We start from the raw sequence: 18,078 nt of genomic DNA, 5'->3' as shown, positions 1-18,078 counted from the left end.
GTGTCAGCCCTCCTGCTGCGTTTCGGCCGGAGCCGGAGCCGCGGCAACCGCGGCGTCGTTCGCGTTGTCGCCGTCCGCGGTGGACCGGGACTGGGCCGCAGCGCGACCCGCCTCGGTGCCGCCCGCCGTCGTGCCGGACGAACCGGAACGACCACGGCGCGGACGCTCGGGACGCTCGGCGCGGTCACGGCGCGGACGCGCCGGCGCCTCGGCCACGGCCTCACGGCCGGGAACAGCGTCGCCCTTGTAGATCCAGACCTTCACGCCGATCCGGCCGAACGTGGTACGCGCCTCGAAGAAGCCGTACTCGATGTTCGCCCGCAGCGTGTGCAGCGGAACACGACCCTCACGGTAGAACTCCGTGCGGCTCATCTCCGCGCCACCGAGGCGGCCGGAGACCTGCACCCGGATGCCCTTGCAGATCGGGTTCTTCATGGCCGACTGCATGGCCTTGCGCATCGCGCGGCGGAAGCTGACCCGGGAGGACAGCTGCTCAGCGACGCCCTGGGCCACCAGCTGCGCATCCGACTCGGGGCTCTTGACCTCGAGGATGTTCAGCTGGACCTGCTTGCCGGTGAGCTTCTCGAGCTCGCCGCGGATCCGGTCGGCCTCCGCGCCCTTACGGCCGATGACGATGCCCGGCCGGGCGGTGTGGATGTCGACCCGGACCCGGTCACGGGTCCGCTCGATGTCCACCTTGGAGATGCCGGCGCGCTCGAGGCCCTTGGACATCATGCGACGGATCTTGACGTCCTCGCCGATGTAGTCCTTGTAGAGCTTGTCCGCGAACCAGCGGCTCTTCCAGTCGGTGGAGATGCCGAGGCGGAACCCGGTGGGGTGAACCTTCTGACCCATTACTCGGCACCCTCCGTGCTCTGGGACTCGGCGGCAGCCGGCTCAGCGGCCGCAGTGGCCTTCTTCGCCGAAGCCTTCTTCGCCGGGCGGGCCGTCTGGACCGCCTCGACCGCGATAGTGATGTGACTCGTGCGCTTGCGGATCCGGTACGCCCGGCCCTGCGCCCGCGGACGGAACCGCTTGAGCGTCGGACCCTCGTCGACGAACGCCTCGCTCACGAGGAGTGCGTCGGGGTCGAGCCGCTCGTTGTTCTCCGCGTTCGCAACGGCGCTGGCAAGCACCTTGTAGACCTGCTCGCTGGCGGCCTGCGGCGCGAACTGCAGGACGGTCAGCGCCTCCTTCGCGGGCAGACCGCGGACGAGGTTGACCACCCGGCGCGCCTTGTTCGGCGAGATGCGCACGTGTCGCGCAACCGCCCGCGCGCCCGGAAGCACCGGAGCGTCGCCCTTTGCTGGCATCGCTGTAGCTCCTAAATCCTCTAATCCGTGAATCTGCTTAGCGACGACGGCTCTTGCGGTCGTCCTTCTCGTGACCCTTGAACGTGCGGGTCAGAGCGAACTCGCCGAGCTTGTGCCCGACCATCGCCTCGGTGACGAACACCGGGACGTGCTTGCGCCCGTCGTGCACGGCGATCGTGTGCCCGAGCATGTCGGGGATGATGGTCGAACGCCGCGACCAGGTCTTGATGACGTTCTTCGAGTTCTTCTCGTTCTGGACTTCCACCTTCTTGAGCAGGTGGTCGTCGACGAACGGGCCCTTCTTCAGGCTGCGAGGCATCTTTTAACTCCCGTTACCCGCGCTTGCGGGTGGCGTAGCGGCGGCGAACGATCAGCTTGTCGCTCTCCTGGCCCTTGCGGCGGGTACGGCCCTCCGGCTTACCAGCCGGGTTGACCGGGTGACGACCACCGGAGGTCTTACCCTCACCACCACCGTGCGGGTGGTCGACGGGGTTCATGGCGACACCACGGACGGTCGGGCGCTTGCCCTTCCAGCGCATGCGGCCGGCCTTACCCCAGTTGATGTTCGACTGCTCGGCGTTGCCGATCTCGCCGACCGTCGCCCGGCAACGGACGTCGACACGACGGATCTCGCCGGAGGGCATACGCAGCGTGGCGTACGCACCCTCACGGCCGAGCAGCTGGATGCCGACGCCGGCCGAGCGGGCCAGCTTGGCTCCACCGCCGGGACGAAGCTCCACACCGTGGATCGTCGTACCGACCGGGATGTTGCGCAGGGGCAGGTTGTTGCCCGGCTTGATGTCCGCGCCCACGCCCGACTCGACGCGGTCGCCCTGCTTCAGGTCCTTCGGCGCGAGGATGTAGCGCTTCTCGCCGTCGGCGTAGTGCAGCAGCGCGATGCGCGAGGTGCGGTTGGGGTCGTACTCGATGTGAGCGACCTTGGCCGGCACGCCGTCCTTGTCGTTGCGCTTGAAGTCGATCAGCCGGTACTGCCGCTTGTGGCCGCCGCCCTGGTGCCGCGTGGTGATGCGGCCGTGGACGTTGCGACCACCCTTCTTGGGCAGCGGAACCAGCAGAGACTTCTCCGGCGTGGACCGGGTGATCTCGGCGAAGTCGGCGACGCTGGAGCCGCGACGGCCCGGCGTGGTCGGCTTGTACTTACGGATAGCCATGATTTACAAACCCCTTAGCTGACCGGGCCGCCGAAGGCCTCGATGCGGTCACCGTCAGCCAGCTTGACCATCGCGCGCTTCGTCGCCTTGCGCTGACCGAAACCGGTCTTGGTGCGCTTGCGCTTGCCCTCGCGGTTGGCGGTGTTCACCGTCAGCACGCGGACGTTGAAGATCTGCTGGATCGCGATCTTGATCTGGGTCTTGTTCGCGTCCGGGTGGACGGTGAACGTGTACCAGTTCTGGTCGAGAACGCTGTAGCTCTTCTCGGAGACCACCGGGGCGACGATGATGTCGCGCGGGTCGGCGATCGTGCTCACTTGTCGCCCTCCTCGGACTTCTCGGACCCGCTCAGGAACTCGTCGAGCGCGACCTTGGTGAAGACGACCTCGTCGGCGACCAGCACGTCGTACGTGTTCAGCTGGCCGGCCTCGATGAGGTGCACGGTCGGCTCGTTGCGCAGCGAGATCCAGTTCAGCTCGTCCTGGCTGTCCAGCACGACGAGGACCTTGGTGGTCTGCGCGACCTTCCGCAGCGTGGCGACGGCGGCCTTGGTCGACGGCGTCTCGCCGGTGACGAAGGACTCGACGACGAACACGCGGCCGTCACGGGCCCGGTCGGAGAGGGCGCCCCGCAGAGCGGCGGCCTTCATCTTCTTGGGGGTCCGCTGGCTGTAGTCACGCGGCACGGGACCGTGCACGACGCCACCACCGGTGAACTGCGGCGCGCGGATCGAGCCCTGACGGGCGCGGCCGGTGCCCTTCTGCTTGTACGGCTTCTTGCCGCCGCCGGCGACCTCGCCGCGGGTCTTCGCCTTGTGCGTACCCTGCCGGGCCGCGGCCAGCTGCGCCACGACGACCTGGTGCATCAGCGGGATGTTCGCCTGCGCCTCGAAGACGTTGGCGGGCAGGTCGACCGAGCCGGTCTTCGTGCCCTCGGCGTTGATGATGTCGACCGAGCTCACTTGACACCGCCCTTCTTGGCCGCGGTACGGACCAGGATCAGCGCGCCCTTCGGGCCGGGCACAGCGCCGCGGACCAGGATCAGGTTGCGCTCGGCGTCGACCGCCTGCACCGTCAGGTTCTGCACGGTGTAGCGCTTGCTGCCCATGCGGCCGGCCATCCGGGTGCCCTTGAAGACGCGACCCGGGGTGGCGCAGGCGCCGATGGAGCCGGGCGAGCGGTGCTTGCGCTCGACACCGTGGCTGGCGCGCAGACCGTGGAAGCCGTGCCGCTTCATCGGGCCGGCGTAGCCCTTGCCCTTGGTCTTACCGGTGACGTCGATCGCGTTACCCGCGGCGAACGCCTCGACGGTGACCTCCTGGCCGAGCTCGTACGAACCGGCGTCGGTCGTGCGCAGCTCCACGAGGTGGCGGCGCGGCGAGACGCCGGCCTTCGCGTAGTGGCCGCTCTCGGGCTTGTTGACCTTACGAGGGTCAATAGCGCCGTAGGCCAGCTGGACAGCCGCGTAGCCGTCCTTCTCGTCAGTACGGACCTGGGTCACGACGCACGGGCCGGCCTGAACCACGGTCACCGGGACGACCTTGTTGTTGTCCCAGACCTGGGTCATGCCGAGCTTGGCGCCCAGGATCCCCTTAACTTGCCTGTCCATTTGTCCGGATCCCTACAGCTTGATCTCGATGTCGACGCCAGCCGGCAGGTCGAGGCGCATGAGCGAGTCGACCGTCTTCGGAGTCGGGTCGATGATGTCGATCAGACGCTTGTGCGTGCGCATCTCGAAGTGCTCGCGCGAGTCCTTGTACTTGTGCGGCGAACGGATCACGCAGAAACGGTTGATCTCCGTGGGCAGCGGCACCGGGCCCGCGACCTGCGCCCCGGTACGCGTCACCGTCTCGACGATCTTCCGCGCCGAGGAGTCGACGACCTCGTGGTCATAGGCCTTGAGCCGGATGCGGATCTTCTGTCCCGCCATGGTGGCTTCTGTTTCCTTCTCTCGATGCCGCTACGTGCGGAGGCGGTGGCCCCCACATGCCCGCAGGACCGTTGATCCTGCGTTGTCCGACCCCCGCGGTCGGGCGTGTCGCGCCTCGTCACAGAGTGCTGGGCACTCAGCTTCCGGCCTCCGTCCCTGATCTTGCCGGGACGAACGCGATCGCGGGGATCTGGGGCGCGCCGGGCGGCGAACAAACACACCCGGACACCCGGCGAGGGTGGGCCCTGAGCACGTCAGGAACCCACCCCGCGCGGACGCAACCTGACTAGTATGCCGGATTGAACGCAGCATTGCTAATCGGGGTCACCATTGAGTGGTTGCCCACGGCGAACCATGGACAACCATCAATCACTTGTTGATCTTCGTGACCGTTCCGGCGCCGACGGTGCGGCCACCCTCACGGATCGCGAACTTCAGGCCCTGCTCCATGGCGATCGGCTGGATCAGCTTCACGGACATGGAGGTGGAGTCGCCGGGCATGACCATCTCGGTGCCCTCGGGCAGCGTGACGACGCCGGTGACGTCCGTGGTGCGGAAGTAGAACTGCGGCCGGTAGTTCTGGAAGAACGGGGTGTGCCGGCCACCCTCCTCCTTCGAGAGGATGTAGACCTGGCCCTCGAACTCCGTGTGCGGAGTAGAGGTGCCCGGCTTCACGACGACCATGCCGCGCTCGACGTCCTCGCGCTTGATGCCGCGGAGCAGCAGACCGACGTTCTCACCCGCGCGGGCCTCGTCGAGCAGCTTGCGGAACATCTCGATGCCGGTGCAAACGGTCTTGGTCGACTTCTCGCGGATACCGACGATCTCGACCTCCTCGTTCGGCTTGAGGATGCCGCGCTCGGCGCGACCGGTCACCACGGTGCCACGACCGGTGATCGTGAAGACGTCCTCGATCGGCATGAGGAACGGCTTCTCGGTCTCACGCTCGGGCTGCGGGATCGCGGTGTCGACCGCGTTCATCAGCTCCATGAGCTTGCCGGTCCACTCCGGGTCGCCCTCGAGCGCCTTGAGCGCCGACACGCGAACGACCGGCAGGTCGTCGCCCGGGAACTCGTAGGTGCTGAGCAGCTCGCGGACCTCGAGCTCGACGAGCTCCAGGAGCTCCTCGTCCTCGACCATGTCGCTCTTGTTCAGGGCGACGACGATGTACGGAACGCCGACCTGGCGGGCCAGGAGGACGTGCTCCTTGGTCTGCGGCATCGGGCCGTCGGTGGCGGCCACGACCAGGATCGCGCCGTCCATCTGCGCGGCACCGGTGATCATGTTCTTGATGTAGTCGGCGTGGCCGGGGCAGTCCACGTGCGCGTAGTGACGCGCCGCGGTCTGGTACTCGACGTGCGCGATCGAGATCGTGATGCCGCGGGCCTTCTCCTCCGGCGCCTTGTCGATCTCGTCGAACGGGGTGTACGGGTTCAGGTCCGGGAACTCGTCGTGCAGGACCTTCGTGATGGCCGCAGTCAGCGTCGTCTTACCGTGGTCGATGTGACCAATGGTGCCGATGTTGACGTGCGGCTTAGTCCGCTCGAACTTCGCCTTCGCCACTGGTGTCCTCCTGTGGACTGATCATTACTTTTCGCCCGGCACGCCGATAAGGCGCTCAGGACTCTGTCGACTGCTCGTGCACGTGCGGCCCTCGACGGGCCGCACGTGCCTCAACGCATCAGGCGCCGGTGGCCTTAGCGATGATCTCCTTCGCCACGTTCTGAGGAACCTCGGCGTAGGAGTCGAACTGCATGCTGTAGCTGGCCCGGCCCGCAGTCTTCGACCGCAGGTCGCCGACGTAGCCGAACATCTCCGAGAGCGGCACGAGAGCCTTCACGACGCGGGCGCCGTGACGCTCCTCCATCGACTGGATCATGCCACGACGGGAGTTGAGGTCGCCGATCACGTCGCCCATGTTGTCCTCGGGCGTGGTGACCTCGACGGACATCATCGGCTCGAGCAGCGCGGGGTCGGCCTTGCGAGCCACTTCCTTCATCGCCATCGAGCCGGCGATCTTGAACGCCATCTCGGACGAGTCGACCTCGTGGTACTGACCGTCGACCAGCGTGAACTTCACGCCGACCAGCGGGTAGCCGGCGAGGACGCCGTACTGCAGGGAGTCCTGCGCGCCCGCGTCCACCGAGGGGATGAACTCCTTGGGGATGCGACCACCGGTCACCGCGTTCACGAACTCGTACGTGGGGCCGTCTGCATCGAGCGGAAGCGGCTCGACGTTGACGACGACCTTCGCGTACTGACCGGAGCCACCGGTCTGCTTCTTGTGGACGTACGTGTGCTTCTCCACGGTGCCGCGGATCGTCTCGCGGTACGCCACCTGGGGCTTGCCGATGTTGGCCTCGACGTTGAACTCGCGGCGCATGCGGTCCACCAGGATGTCCAGGTGGAGCTCGCCCATGCCGGCGATGATCGTCTGACCGGTCTCCTCGTCGTTGAAGACGCGGAAGGTCGGGTCCTCCTCGGCCAGGCGCTGAATCGCGGTGCCCAGCTTCTCCTGGTCCGACTTGGTCTTCGGCTCGATGGCGACCTGGATGACCGGCTCCGGGAAGGTCATCGACTCCAGGATGACCGGGTTCGCCGGGTCGCTGAGCGTGTCACCGGTGGTGGTCTGCTTCAGACCCTGGACGGCGATGATGTCGCCGGCCTGCGCGGTGGCGCGCTCCTCACGCTTGTTCGCGTGCATCTGGTAGATCTTGCCGATCCGCTCCTTCCGGTCCTTGGTGGAGTTGACCACCTGGGAACCGGAGTCGAGCGTGCCGGAGTAGACCCGGACGTAGGTCAGCTTGCCGAGGTGCTTGTCCGTCTGGATCTTGAAGGCCAGGCCGGAGAAAGGCTCGTCGTTCGACGGCTTGCGCAGCATCGGCGTCTCGCCGTCGGTGGCCGTGCCCTCGATCGCCGGGATGTCCAGCGGCGACGGCAGGTAGTCGACGACGGCGTCGAGCATGGGCTGAACGCCCTTGTTCTTGAACGCCGAGCCGCAGAGGACCGGGTTGGCCTTGCTGGCGATCGTGGCGCGCCGGACGGCGGCCTTGATCTCGTCGATCGAGACCTCTTCGCCCTCGAGGTACTTCTCCATGACCGCGTCGTCGACGTCGGCCAGGGTCTCGATCAGCTTCTCGCGCCACTCGTTCGCGGAGTCGACCAGGTCGGCCGGGATCTCCTCGATCGCGTAGTCCTCACCCTTCTGGGTCTCCCCGCGCCAGGTGAGCGCCTTCATGTTGATCAGGTCGACGACACCGATGTGGTCGCCCTCGAGGCCGATCGGGATCTGCAGGACGAGCGGCGTGGCGTTGAGCCGGTCGATCATCATCTGCACGCAGCGGAAGAAGTCCGCTCCGGTCCGGTCGAGCTTGTTGACGAAGCACATCCGGGGGACGTTGTACTTGTCGGCCTGGCGCCAGACGTTCTCCGTCTGCGGCTCCACGCCGGCGACACCGTCGTACACCGCGACCGCGCCGTCGAGCACACGCAGCGACCGCTCGACCTCGACCGTGAAGTCGACGTGGCCGGGCGTGTCGATGATCTGGATCGTGTAGCCCTTCCACTCGCACTTCGTGGCGGCGGAGGTGATGGTGATACCGCGTTCCTGCTCCTGCTCCATCCAGTCCATGACGGCGGCGCCCTCGTGGACCTCACCGATCTTGTACGTGATGCCGGTGTAGAACAGGATGCGCTCAGTCGTCGTCGTCTTACCAGCGTCGATGTGCGCCATGATGCCGATGTTGCGAACCTTGGCGAGCGCGTCTGCGGCGGCCACGTCCATCCCTACTTTTCTTCGTCGTCGTCTCGTGAACCGGTACGACTGCCGTGGCCCGGCGATTGCCGGGCCCGCAGCAGAGTCTTACCAGCGGTAGTGCGCGAAGGCCTTGTTGGACTCCGCCATCTTGTGAGTGTCCTCGCGACGCTTGACAGCGGCACCGAGGCCGTTGCTGGCGTCGAGCAGCTCGTTCTGCAGCCGCTCGATCATGGTCTTCTCGCGGCGGGCCTTCGAGTACTGCACCAGCCAGCGGAGACCGAGAGTGGTCTGCCGCGGGGTGCGCACCTCGACCGGCACCTGGTAGGTCGCGCCACCGACGCGGCGGCTGCGGACCTCGAGGGTCGGCTTCACGTTGTCCATCGCACGCTTGAGGATGACCACCGGGTCGGTGCCGCTCTTCTCGCGGGCACCCTCGAGGGCGCCGTACACGATGCGCTCGGCGAGCTGACGCTTGCCGCCGATCAGGATCTTGTTCACCAGCTGGGTCACCAGCGGCGAGTTGTACACCGGGTCAGCGACCACCGGGTGACGCGGAGCGGGGCCCTTACGCGGCATGTCAGCTCTTCTCCTTCTTCGCGCCGTAACGGCTGCGGGCCTGCTTGCGGTTGCGGACACCCTGGGTGTCCAGCGAACCACGGACGATCTTGTAGCGGACGCCGGGAAGGTCCTTCACTCGGCCGCCACGCACGAGCACGATCGAGTGCTCCTGCAGGTTGTGACCGACACCCGGGATGTACGCCGTGACCTCGATCTGGCTGCTCAGCTTCACGCGAGCGACCTTGCGCAGCGCAGAGTTCGGCTTCTTGGGGGTGGTGGTGTACACGCGGGTACACACGCCGCGCCGCTGAGGGCTTCCCTTCAGTGCCGGCGTCTTCGTCTTGGTCGTCTTCGCCTGGCGGCCCTTGCGGACCAGCTGCTGGATCGTGGGCACCGGGTTTCTCCGCTCCCTTCGGCCGTTTCCTGTTTTACGGCCGCACCGAGTGTTCTGCCTGTGTGCGGGGCTCTCCCAGGATGGGAGCGTCCCGCACCCGCGGTCGGGCGTGTCGTCCGGCTCACGGTCCCGCTACGCGTGAAGAGTTCACGCGCACCGGATCTTGTCTTTGTCAGGACATGGGTTCTCGACGAACCCTGCCCGTCGTGCGGCAATACCCGTCGTACGTTCCGATTCGGGTGCACGCACGAGTTGCCCGGGCGAGCCCGGGCACGAGGGGAAAGAGTACCCACCACAGGCACCCAGGTCAAAATGAACTAGTCAGACTAGACCCGAGGCTCCCACGATGGACATCTCCGTATACCAGTGTACCGGGTGCCCCGACGCGGCAACGCCGCGGTGCCGGATCCACGCGACAGGGCCCGTCACGAAGACCGGAACACCAATTCCAGCAACAACGCCAGCAACGATATTCCCGCACCGGACCCGCCGCACACGATGCCGGAGATCGCCAGCCCGCGACCGGTGAACCGGACCCGGCCCGGCTCCCCCGAGCGCCGGATCTGACGCAGCGCGAGCACCGCCGCGGCGATCGCTCCCCCGGCGCCCAAGACGCTGAGCAGCGTGAATGCGCCGCCCACCCAGGGGCCGCCGGCGGTGAAGCCGAAACAGATCACCAGCAACGAAACGAGGATCGACGCGATCCCGGCGATCAGCGAGCCGATCGCGAGACCCGACGTGATCGGCACGACGCGGAGCTGCACCAGGCCGAACCGGGTGCCGCTCACCACGTCCACCCGCTCGGCCTCCCAGCCGCTCGCCGGCTGCGGAGGCACGCCATAGGGCTGCGAACCGTACGGCATAGGCGGAGGGGGTTGCATCATGTTCAGAAGCATGTCACCCGGACGCGCCGCCGCGCAGCCCGGCCGGACCTGCCCCGCACCGCCCCGGCGTGCCCGCCGATCAATCCGTGCCGGGAGCGAAGTCCGTGCCGGCCGGGGCCGCGGCGAGGTGCAGCAGGCCCGCGATCAAGGCCACCACCAGCGCTGTCAACGCCAGCGCCAGGCCCGTCCAGGCCAGTTTGCGGCCCCTGCGGATCCAGGCGCCACCGGTGAGGTAGCCACCGGCCGCGAACGCCTCACGCGACGTCTGACGGGCCAGGAGCACCGCGATCGTGGCGGGAATCACGCCACCGATGAAGGGCCCGGTCAGCAGCCCGACCAGGCCCAGCACGAAGACCGCCCGGGCCTTCGTCGAGCGCGCCGGCTCCGGATCCAGGGGATGGCGGGCGGGCGCGAGCTGAACGGTCACCCGTACATCTTAATCGCGGTTCTGATCCGCGCCGCCCGGCGAGAACGCCGCTGGGGCGGCCGCGCCCGATGCGCGACCGCCCCAGCGGGCTGAGATTCCTTAGCGGTACGACCCGAAGTCGAAGTCGTCCAGCGGAACCGCCTGGCCACTGGCCGGGCCGAAACCGTAGTCGGTCTCCGGGTACCCGGTCATCGAGTACACCTTGGCCTTGGCCTCCTCGGTCGGCTCGACCCGGATGTTGCGGTACTTCGAGATACCGGTACCGGCCGGGATGAGCTTACCGATGATGACGTTCTCCTTGAGGCCCACCAGCGAGTCGCTGCGCGAGTTGATCGCAGCGTCGGTGAGCACCCGGGTGGTCTCCTGGAAGGAGGCCGCCGAGAGCCAGGAGTCGGTCGCCAGCGAGGCCTTGGTGATACCCATCAACACCGGGCGACCGGCGGCGGGCTCGCCACCCTCGCCCACGAGCCGGCGGTTCTCCGACTCGAAGAGCGCCCGGTCGACCAGCAGACCCGGCAGGAACTCGGTCGCGCCGGAGTCGATGACCGTCACCCGCTTGAGCATCTGGCGGATGATGATCTCGATGTGCTTGTCGTGGATGAGCACACCCTGCGAGCGGTAGACCTCCTGGACCTCACTGGTCAGGTGGACCTGGACCGCGCGCGGGCCCATGATGCGCAGCAGCTCGTGCGGGTCGATGGTGCCCTCGGTGAGCTTCTCGCCGACCTGCACGTGGTCGCCGTCGTGCGCCCGCAGCTTGACGCGCTTGGAGATCTTGTCGTAGACGATCTCCTCGCTGCCGTCGTCCGGGATCACGATGATCTTCCGCGATCGCTCGCCGTCCTCGATGCGGATGCGGCCGGGGGTGTCGGCGATGGGCGCCTTACCCTTCGGCACGCGGGCCTCGAAGATTTCCTGGACACGCGGCAGACCCTGGGTGATGTCCTCACCCGCGACACCACCGGTGTGGAAGGTACGCATCGTCAGCTGGGTGCCGGGCTCACCGATGGACTGGGCCGCGATGATGCCGACCGCCTCACCGATGTCGACCGACTTGCCGGTCGGCAGCGAGCGGCCGTAGCAGGCCGCGCACACGCCGAGCTTCGACTCACAGGTCAGCACGCTGCGAACCCGGACGTTCTCGACACCGGCGGCGACCAGCTGGTCGACGATGATCGAGTTGAGGTCCGTGCCCCGGGCGACGATCAGGTTGCCGTTCGCGTCGGAGATGTCGTCGGCGATGGTGCGGGCGTGCGCGCCGGTCTCCGAGTGCGTGTGCACGACCAGGGTGCCGTCCGGCTCCCGGTCGCCGACCGCCATCGGGATGGCCCGCTCGGTGCCGCAGTCCTCCTCGCGGATGATCACGTCCTGCGACACGTCCACCAGACGACGGGTCAGGTAACCCGAGTCGGCGGTACGCAGCGCGGTGTCGGCCAGACCCTTACGGGCACCGTGGGTGGAGATGAAGTACTCCAGCACGGTCAGGCCCTCGCGGTAGGACGAGGTGATCGGCCGCGGGATGATCTCACCCTTGGGGTTGGCCACCAGACCACGGATCGCGGCGATCTGCCGGAGCTGGAGGAGGTTACCGCGAGCGCCGGAGTTGATCATGACCCAGAGCGGGTTCTCCTGCGGCAGCGCGGTCTCCATCTCCTTGGAGATCTCGTTGGTCGCCTTGGTCCAGATCTCGATGAGCTCGCCGCGACGTTCCTCGGCGGTCATCAGACCACGCTGGTACTGCTTGTCGATCCGGTCGGCCTCGACCTGGTAGCGAGCCAGGATCTCCGGCTTGCGCGGAGGGCCGATGACGTCGCCCATACCGATCGTCACACCGGACCAGGTGGCCCAGTGGAAGCCGGCCTCCTTGAGCGCGTCCAGGGTCGCGGCCAGCGCGACCTTGGGGAAGCGCTCGGCGAGGTCGTTGACGATCGCCGACAGCTGACCCTTGCGGATCTCGTAGTTCACGAAGCGGTAGCCCGGGGGCAGCGTCTCGTTGAAGATGACCCGGCCGAGCGTGGTCTCGACGAGCAGCGGGTCACCCTCGACCCACTCCTCCGGAGCGACCCAGGCGTCGTGCTTGGCGCCGTTGTCCACGCCGATGACCTCACGCAGACGGACCTTGATGTTCGCCTGGAGGTGCAGTTCACCGTTGTCGAACGCCATCCGGGCCTCGGCGTCCGAGCTGAACACCCGGCCCTCACCCTTGGCCCCGGCCGTCTGGTGCGTCAGGAAGTAGAGGCCGATGATCATGTCCTGGGTGGGCATGGTCACGGGCTTGCCGTCGGCCGGCTTGAGGATGTTGTTCGAGGACAGCATCAGGATCCGGGCCTCGGCCTGCGCCTCGGCCGACAGCGGCACGTGGACCGCCATCTGGTCACCGTCGAAGTCCGCGTTGAACGCGGTGCAGACGAGTGGGTGGATCTGGATCGCCTTGCCCTCGACCAGCTGGGGCTCGAAGGCCTGGATGCCCAGACGGTGCAGGGTCGGAGCACGGTTCAGCAGCACCGGGTGCTCGCTGATGACCTCCTCCAGCACGTCCCACACGACCGGGCGCTGACGCTCGACCATCCGCTTGGCGGACTTGATGTTCTGCGCGTGGTTCAGGTCGACCAGGCGCTTCATCACGAACGGCTTGAACAGCTCCAGCGCCATCTGCTTGGGCAGACCACACTGGTGCAGCTTCAGCCGCGGGCCGACGACGATGACCGAACGGCCGGAGTAGTCGACGCGCTTGCCGAGCAGGTTCTGCCGGAAACGACCCTGCTTGCCCTTGAGCATGTCGGAGAGCGACTTCAGCGGGCGGTTACCCGGGCCGGTGACCGGCCGGCCGCGGCGGCCGTTGTCGAACAGCGCGTCGACGGCCTCCTGCAGCATCCGCTTCTCGTTGTTGACGATGATCTCGGGCGCGCCCAGGTCGATCAGGCGCTTGAGCCGGTTGTTCCGGTTGATGACCCGGCGGTACAGGTCGTTCAGGTCGGAGGTCGCGAACCGGCCACCGTCGAGCTGCACCATCGGACGCAGGTCCGGCGGGATCACCGGGACGCAGTCGAGCACCATGCCGAGCGGCGAGTTACGGGTGTTCAGGAACGCCGCGACGACCTTCAGCCGCTTGAGCGCCCGAATCTTCCGCTGGCCCTTACCGGTGCGGATGATCTCCCGGAGGTTCTCCGCCTCGGCGTCCAGGTCCATGTTCTCGAGCAGGGCCTTGATCGCCTCGGCGCCCATGCCACCGGTGAAGTACTCACCGAAGCGGTCCCGCAGCTCGCGGTAGAGCAGCTCGTCCGTGACCAGCTGCTTCGAGTCGAGCTTACGGAAGGTGTCGAGCACCTCGTCCAAGCGGTCGATCTCGCGCTGGGCCTTGTCCCGGATCTGGCGCATCTCGCGCTCGCCGGCTTCCTTGACCTTGCGTCGCACGTCGGCCTTGGCACCCTCGGCCTCGAGCTCGGCCAGGTCCTGCTCCAGCTTGGCGGCGCGCTTCTCGATCTCCGAGTCGCGGCTGTTCTCCGACTGGCGCTTCTCGGCGAAGATCTCGTTCTCGATCGTGGACATGTCACGGTGACGCGACTCGGCGTCAACGCTCGTGACCACGTACGAGGCGAAGTAGATGATCTTCTCGAGGTCCTTCGGCGCCAGGTCGAGCAGGTAGCCCAGGCGGCTCGGCACACCCTTGAAGTACCAGATGTGCGTGACCGAGGCGGCCAGCTCGATGTGCCCCATACGCTCACGCCGGACCTTGGAGCGGGTCACCTCGACGCCGCAGCGCTCACAGATGATGCCCTTGAACCGGACGCGCTTGTACTTGCCGCAGTAGCACTCCCAGTCCCGCTGAGGACCGAAGATCTTCTCGCAGAAGAGTCCGTCCTTCTCGGGCTTGAGGGTGCGGTAGTTGATCGTCTCGGGCTTCTTGACCTCGCCGTGCGACCACTGCCGGATGTCGTCAGCGGTAGCCAGGCCGATGCGCAACTCGTCGAAGAAGTTGACGTCGAGCACTTGGACTATCCCTCGTGTTTCGTTGCTCGGGTGAATTCAAGGCCGGCGGGGGCGGCCCCGGGCTGGTCCTGAGCTTCCAGAACCGGTCGGGGCCGCTCTCCGTCAGATCTCTTCGACGCTGCTGACGCCCTCGTTCGGGCGCCGGGACAGGTCGATGCCGAGTTCCTCCGCGGCCCGGAAGACCTCGTCGTCGGTCTCGCGCATCTCCAGGGCCACACCGTCGCTGGAGAGCACCTCAACGTTCAGGCACAGCGACTGGAGCTCCTTGAGAAGCACCTTGAACGACTCCGGGATTCCCGGCTCCGGGATGTTCTCGCCCTTGACGATGGCCTCGTAGACCTTCACGCGGCCGAGAACGTCGTCGGACTTGATGGTCAGCAGCTCCTGCAGCGCGTAAGCGGCGCCGTAGGCCTGCATCGCCCAGCACTCCATCTCGCCGAACCGCTGGCCACCGAACTGGGCCTTACCACCGAGCGGCTGCTGCGTGATCATCGAGTACGGACCGGTCGACCGCGCGTGGATCTTGTCGTCGACCAGGTGGTTCAGCTTGAGGATGTAGACGTAGCCGACCGAGATCGGGTCCGGCAGCGGCTCACCGGAGCGGCCGTCGAACAGCTGCGCCTTGCCGTCGCCGTTGACCAGCCGCTTGCCGTCCCGGTTCACCAGGGTCGACTCGAGCAGGCCCTTGATCTCCTCTTCCTGAGCACCGTCGAAGACCGGGGTCGCGACGTTGCTGTCGGCGGGGGACTCGTGCGCCTCGATCGAGCGGAGCTGACGCTTCCACTCCTCGTCGTCACCCTCGATGGACCAGCCGGTCTTGGCGATCCACCCGAGGTGGGTCTCCAGTACCTGGCCGATGTTCATACGCGAGGGCACACCGAGCGGGTTGAGCACGATGTCGACCGGGGTGCCGTCCTCCAGGAACGGCATGTCCTCGACCGGCAGGATCTTGGAGATGACGCCCTTGTTGCCGTGACGACCGGCGAGCTTGTCACCGTCCTGGATCTTGCGCTTCTGGGCGACGTAGACCCGGACCAGCTCGTTCACACCCGGGGGCAGCTCGTCGCCGTCCTCGCGGGAGAACGTGCGGACACCGATGACGGTGCCGGTCTCGCCGTGCGGAACCTTCAGCGAGGTGTCCCGGACCTCCCGGGCCTTCTCACCGAAGATCGCGCGCAGCAGCCGCTCCTCCGGCGTCAGCTCGGTCTCGCCCTTCGGCGTGACCTTGCCGACCAGGATGTCGCCGGGCACGACCTCGGCGCCGATCCGGATGATGCCGCGCTCGTCCAGGTCCGCCAGCATTTCCTCGCTGACGTTCGGGATGTCGCGGGTGATCTCTTCCGGGCCGAGCTTGGTGTCGCGGGCGTCGACCTCGTGCTCCTCGATGTGGATCGAGGTGAGGACGTCCTGCTGCACGAGGCGCTGCGACAGGATGATCGCGTCCTCGTAGTTGTGGCCTTCCCAGCACATGAACGCGACCAGGAGGTTGCGGCCCAGGGCCATCTCCCCCTCGTCGGTGCACGGACCGTCGGCGATGACCTGGCCGGCCTCGACCCGGTCACCCTCGAAGACGACCGGCTTCTGGTTGACGCAGGAGCCGGCGTTCGAGCGGCGGAACTTGTGCAGCAGGTACGTACGGCGGTGGCCGTCGTCCTGGTGCACCGTCACGTAGTCGGCGCACAGGTCCTCGACCACACCGGCGACCTCGGCGACGACCACGTCACCGGCGTCGACAGCGGCCCGGTACTCCATGCCGGTGCCGACCAGCGGCGCCTCGGCCTTGACCAGCGGCACGGCCTGACGCTGCATGTTCGCACCCATGAGGGCACGGTTGGCGTCGTCGTGCTCGAGGAACGGGATCATCGCGGTGGCGACCGAGGTCATCTGCCGCGGCGACACGTCCATGTAGTCGACCTCCGTGCCGGGCACGTAGTCGACCTCACCACCCTTACGGCGGACCAGAACGCGGTCCTCGGCGAAGGTGTTGTCGCTGGACAGCACGGCGTTGGCCTGTGCCTTGATGTACCGGTCTTCCTCGTCGGCCGTGAGGTAGTGCACCTCGTCGGTGACGACACCGTTCTCCACCTTGCGGTAGGGCGTCTCGATGAAGCCGAACGGGTTGACCCGCGCGAACGTCGAGAGCGCGCCGATCAGACCGATGTTCGGGCCCTCGGGCGTCTCGATCGGGCACATCCGGCCGTAGTGCGACGGGTGCACGTCACGGACCTCGAAGCCGGCCCGCTCACGGCTCAGACCACCGGGGCCGAGCGCGCTCAGACGACGCCGGTGGGTCAGGCCCGCCAGCGGGTTCGTCTGGTCCATGAACTGCGACAGCTGCGACGTACCGAAGAACTCCTTGATCGCAGCCACCACAGGGCGGATGTTGATCAGGGTCTGCGGCGTGATGGCCTCGACGTCCTGGGTCGTCATCCGCTCGCGGACGACGCGCTCCATCCGGGACAGGCCGACGCGGACCTGGTTCTGGATGAGCTCGCCGACGGTGCGCAGGCGACGGTTGCCGAAGTGGTCGATGTCGTCGGCCTCGTAGCCCTCCTCACCGGCGTGCAGCCGGCAGAGGTAGTCCACGGTCTTGACGATGTCTTCCTCGGTCAGCGTGCCCCGGACGATCGGGACGTCGATCTCGAGCTTCTTGTTGAACTTGTACCGGCCGACCTTCGCGACGTCGTACCGCTTCGGGTTGAAGAAGAGGTTGTCGAGAAGGGTCTGCGCGTTCTCCCGGGTCGGGGGCTCGCCAGGGCGCAGCTTCCGGTAGATGTCGAGTAGGGCCTCGTCCTGCCCGGCGATGTGGTCCTTCTCCAGCGTCGTCATGAGCAGCTCGGACCAGCCGAAGCGCTCACGGATCTGGTCCGCGGACCAGCCGATCGCCTTGAGGAGGACAGTGACGGCCTGACGGCGCTTGCGATCGATGCGGACACCGACGGTGTCACGCTTGTCGATGTCGAACTCGAGCCAGGCGCCCCGGCTCGGGATGACCTTGACGCTGGTGAGGTCACGGTCGGAGGTCTTGTCCGGCTCCTTGGTGAAGTACACGCCCGGCGAGCGGACGAGCTGGCTCACCACGACCCGCTCGGTGCCGTTGATGACGAACGTCCCCTTGGGGGTCATCATCGGGAAGTCACCCATGAACACGGTCTGGCTCTTGATCTCGCCAGTGGTGTTGTTGGTGAACTCCGCGGTCACGAACAGCGGGGCACAGTAGGTCAGGTCCTTCTCCTTGCACTCCTCGATCGAGGCCTTGACCTCGTCGAAGCGCGGAGCCGAGAAGGACAGCGACATGGTGCCGGAGAAGTCCTCAATGGGACTGATCTCTTCGAGGATCTCTGCGAGGCCCGAGTGGGCGTGCGGGTCGTCCGTCGTACGCGCCTGCCAAGCCTCGTTGCCGACCAGCCAGTCGAACGAATCCGTCTGGAGGGCGAGGAGGTTGGGGACCTCTAGCTGCTCGGTGATCCGGCCGAAAGAGACCCGGCGGGGTGCGTAAGCGCTCGACGTACGGCTGGTCTTCGCAGGGCGGGAAGCTGCCAAGATGCGTCCTTCCGAGGACCGGTGCTGCTATGCGGCTGAGTTGCTGATGCAACTGGTCTGCGTGCACTCCAATAGACACCCGTCGAATCCACAGACATGAATGGAAGGACA

General features: G+C 66.9%; 16 protein-coding genes. All 16 read right to left on the bottom strand.

Features of this window, described 5'->3' with window-relative positions; translation table 11 throughout:
- Positions 1–3: 3 nt before the first annotated feature.
- The 16 genes from rpsC to rpoB all read right to left on the bottom strand — a co-directional run bounded on the left by rpsC (position 4) and on the right by rpoB (position 17,967).
- A complete protein-coding gene (gene rpsC / locus Acy02nite_RS09405; protein WP_014687762.1) occupies positions 4–855 on the bottom strand; it encodes a 30S ribosomal protein S3 in 852 nt (283 codons plus the stop codon).
- Positions 855–1,313, bottom strand: a complete 459-nt coding sequence (gene rplV, locus Acy02nite_RS09400) for a 50S ribosomal protein L22 (protein ID WP_203739465.1) — start codon at positions 1,311–1,313, stop codon at positions 855–857. Before rplV ends, rpsC begins: the two co-directional genes overlap by 1 nt.
- 37 nt (positions 1,314–1,350) lie before the next feature.
- The gene (gene rpsS, locus Acy02nite_RS09395; protein WP_014687760.1) at positions 1,351–1,632 is read right to left on the bottom strand and encodes a 30S ribosomal protein S19; all 282 of its coding nucleotides are present in this window, start codon (positions 1,630–1,632) and stop codon (positions 1,351–1,353) included.
- 13 nt (positions 1,633–1,645) lie between these two features.
- A complete protein-coding gene (rplB, locus tag Acy02nite_RS09390; protein WP_203739457.1) occupies positions 1,646–2,485 on the bottom strand; it encodes a 50S ribosomal protein L2 in 840 nt (279 codons plus the stop codon).
- Between the two features lie 14 nt (positions 2,486–2,499).
- On the bottom strand, positions 2,500–2,802 hold the full coding sequence (gene rplW / locus Acy02nite_RS09385; protein ID WP_203739455.1) for a 50S ribosomal protein L23: 303 nt from the start codon (positions 2,800–2,802) through the stop codon (positions 2,500–2,502).
- A complete protein-coding gene (gene rplD / locus Acy02nite_RS09380; protein WP_203739453.1) occupies positions 2,799–3,446 on the bottom strand; it encodes a 50S ribosomal protein L4 in 648 nt (215 codons plus the stop codon). The genes rplW and rplD overlap by 4 nt, the downstream gene beginning before the upstream one ends.
- Positions 3,443–4,093, bottom strand: a complete 651-nt coding sequence (rplC, locus tag Acy02nite_RS09375) for a 50S ribosomal protein L3 (protein WP_203739451.1) — start codon at positions 4,091–4,093, stop codon at positions 3,443–3,445. Before rplC ends, rplD begins: the two co-directional genes overlap by 4 nt.
- Before the next feature lie 12 nt (positions 4,094–4,105).
- Complete coding sequence (gene rpsJ, locus Acy02nite_RS09370; RefSeq protein ID WP_007073037.1) at positions 4,106–4,414, bottom strand: 30S ribosomal protein S10; 309 nt, start codon at positions 4,412–4,414, stop codon at positions 4,106–4,108.
- A 369-nt stretch (positions 4,415–4,783) separates the two neighbouring features.
- Complete coding sequence (tuf, locus tag Acy02nite_RS09365; protein WP_203739449.1) at positions 4,784–5,977, bottom strand: elongation factor Tu; 1,194 nt, start codon at positions 5,975–5,977, stop codon at positions 4,784–4,786.
- Between the two features lie 118 nt (positions 5,978–6,095).
- Complete coding sequence (gene fusA, locus Acy02nite_RS09360) at positions 6,096–8,192, bottom strand: elongation factor G (protein WP_319802102.1); 2,097 nt, start codon at positions 8,190–8,192, stop codon at positions 6,096–6,098.
- 84 nt (positions 8,193–8,276) lie between these two features.
- Positions 8,277–8,747: a 30S ribosomal protein S7 gene (gene rpsG / locus Acy02nite_RS09355; RefSeq protein ID WP_043531103.1), complete on the bottom strand. Its 471-nt coding sequence runs from the start codon at positions 8,745–8,747 to the stop codon at positions 8,277–8,279.
- Position 8,748: 1 nt separating this feature from the next.
- Positions 8,749–9,123, bottom strand: coding sequence for a 30S ribosomal protein S12 (rpsL, locus tag Acy02nite_RS09350; protein ID WP_007465318.1), 375 nt, complete (start codon positions 9,121–9,123; stop codon positions 8,749–8,751).
- 425 nt (positions 9,124–9,548) lie between these two features.
- Positions 9,549–9,920, bottom strand: a complete 372-nt coding sequence (locus tag Acy02nite_RS09345) for a hypothetical protein (protein ID WP_203739543.1) — start codon at positions 9,918–9,920, stop codon at positions 9,549–9,551.
- A 166-nt stretch (positions 9,921–10,086) separates the two neighbouring features.
- On the bottom strand, positions 10,087–10,434 hold the full coding sequence (locus Acy02nite_RS09340; RefSeq protein ID WP_203739445.1) for a hypothetical protein: 348 nt from the start codon (positions 10,432–10,434) through the stop codon (positions 10,087–10,089).
- A 99-nt stretch (positions 10,435–10,533) separates the two neighbouring features.
- Positions 10,534–14,424, bottom strand: coding sequence for a DNA-directed RNA polymerase subunit beta' (locus tag Acy02nite_RS09335; protein WP_203739444.1), 3,891 nt, complete (start codon positions 14,422–14,424; stop codon positions 10,534–10,536).
- A 102-nt stretch (positions 14,425–14,526) separates the two neighbouring features.
- On the bottom strand, positions 14,527–17,967 hold the full coding sequence (rpoB, locus tag Acy02nite_RS09330; protein WP_203739443.1) for a DNA-directed RNA polymerase subunit beta: 3,441 nt from the start codon (positions 17,965–17,967) through the stop codon (positions 14,527–14,529).
- Between the last annotated feature and the right edge of the window lie 111 nt (positions 17,968–18,078).

Origin of the sequence: Actinoplanes cyaneus (genome assembly GCF_016862095.1) — a bacterium.
Taxonomy (GTDB): Bacteria; Actinomycetota; Actinomycetes; order Mycobacteriales; family Micromonosporaceae; genus Actinoplanes; species Actinoplanes cyaneus.
The sequence above is the reverse complement of the archived record's forward strand: the minus strand, read 5'-3'. Positions and strand labels throughout refer to the sequence as shown.

What these genes read in the sequence shown, in the direction of transcription:
- rpsS (WP_014687760.1), bottom strand. Translation starts at nt 1,632, where the DNA reads ATGCCTCGCAGCCTGAAGAAGGGCCCGTTCGTCGACGACCACCTGCTC.
- rpsG (WP_043531103.1), bottom strand. Translation starts at nt 8,747, where the DNA reads ATGCCGCGTAAGGGCCCCGCTCCGCGTCACCCGGTGGTCGCTGACCCG.
- rplV (WP_203739465.1), bottom strand. Translation starts at nt 1,313, where the DNA reads ATGCCAGCAAAGGGCGACGCTCCGGTGCTTCCGGGCGCGCGGGCGGTT.
- rpsJ (WP_007073037.1), bottom strand. Translation starts at nt 4,414, where the DNA reads ATGGCGGGACAGAAGATCCGCATCCGGCTCAAGGCCTATGACCACGAG.
- rplC (WP_203739451.1), bottom strand. Translation starts at nt 4,093, where the DNA reads ATGGACAGGCAAGTTAAGGGGATCCTGGGCGCCAAGCTCGGCATGACC.
- rplB (WP_203739457.1), bottom strand. Translation starts at nt 2,485, where the DNA reads ATGGCTATCCGTAAGTACAAGCCGACCACGCCGGGCCGTCGCGGCTCC.
- rpsC (WP_014687762.1), bottom strand. Translation starts at nt 855, where the DNA reads ATGGGTCAGAAGGTTCACCCCACCGGGTTCCGCCTCGGCATCTCCACC.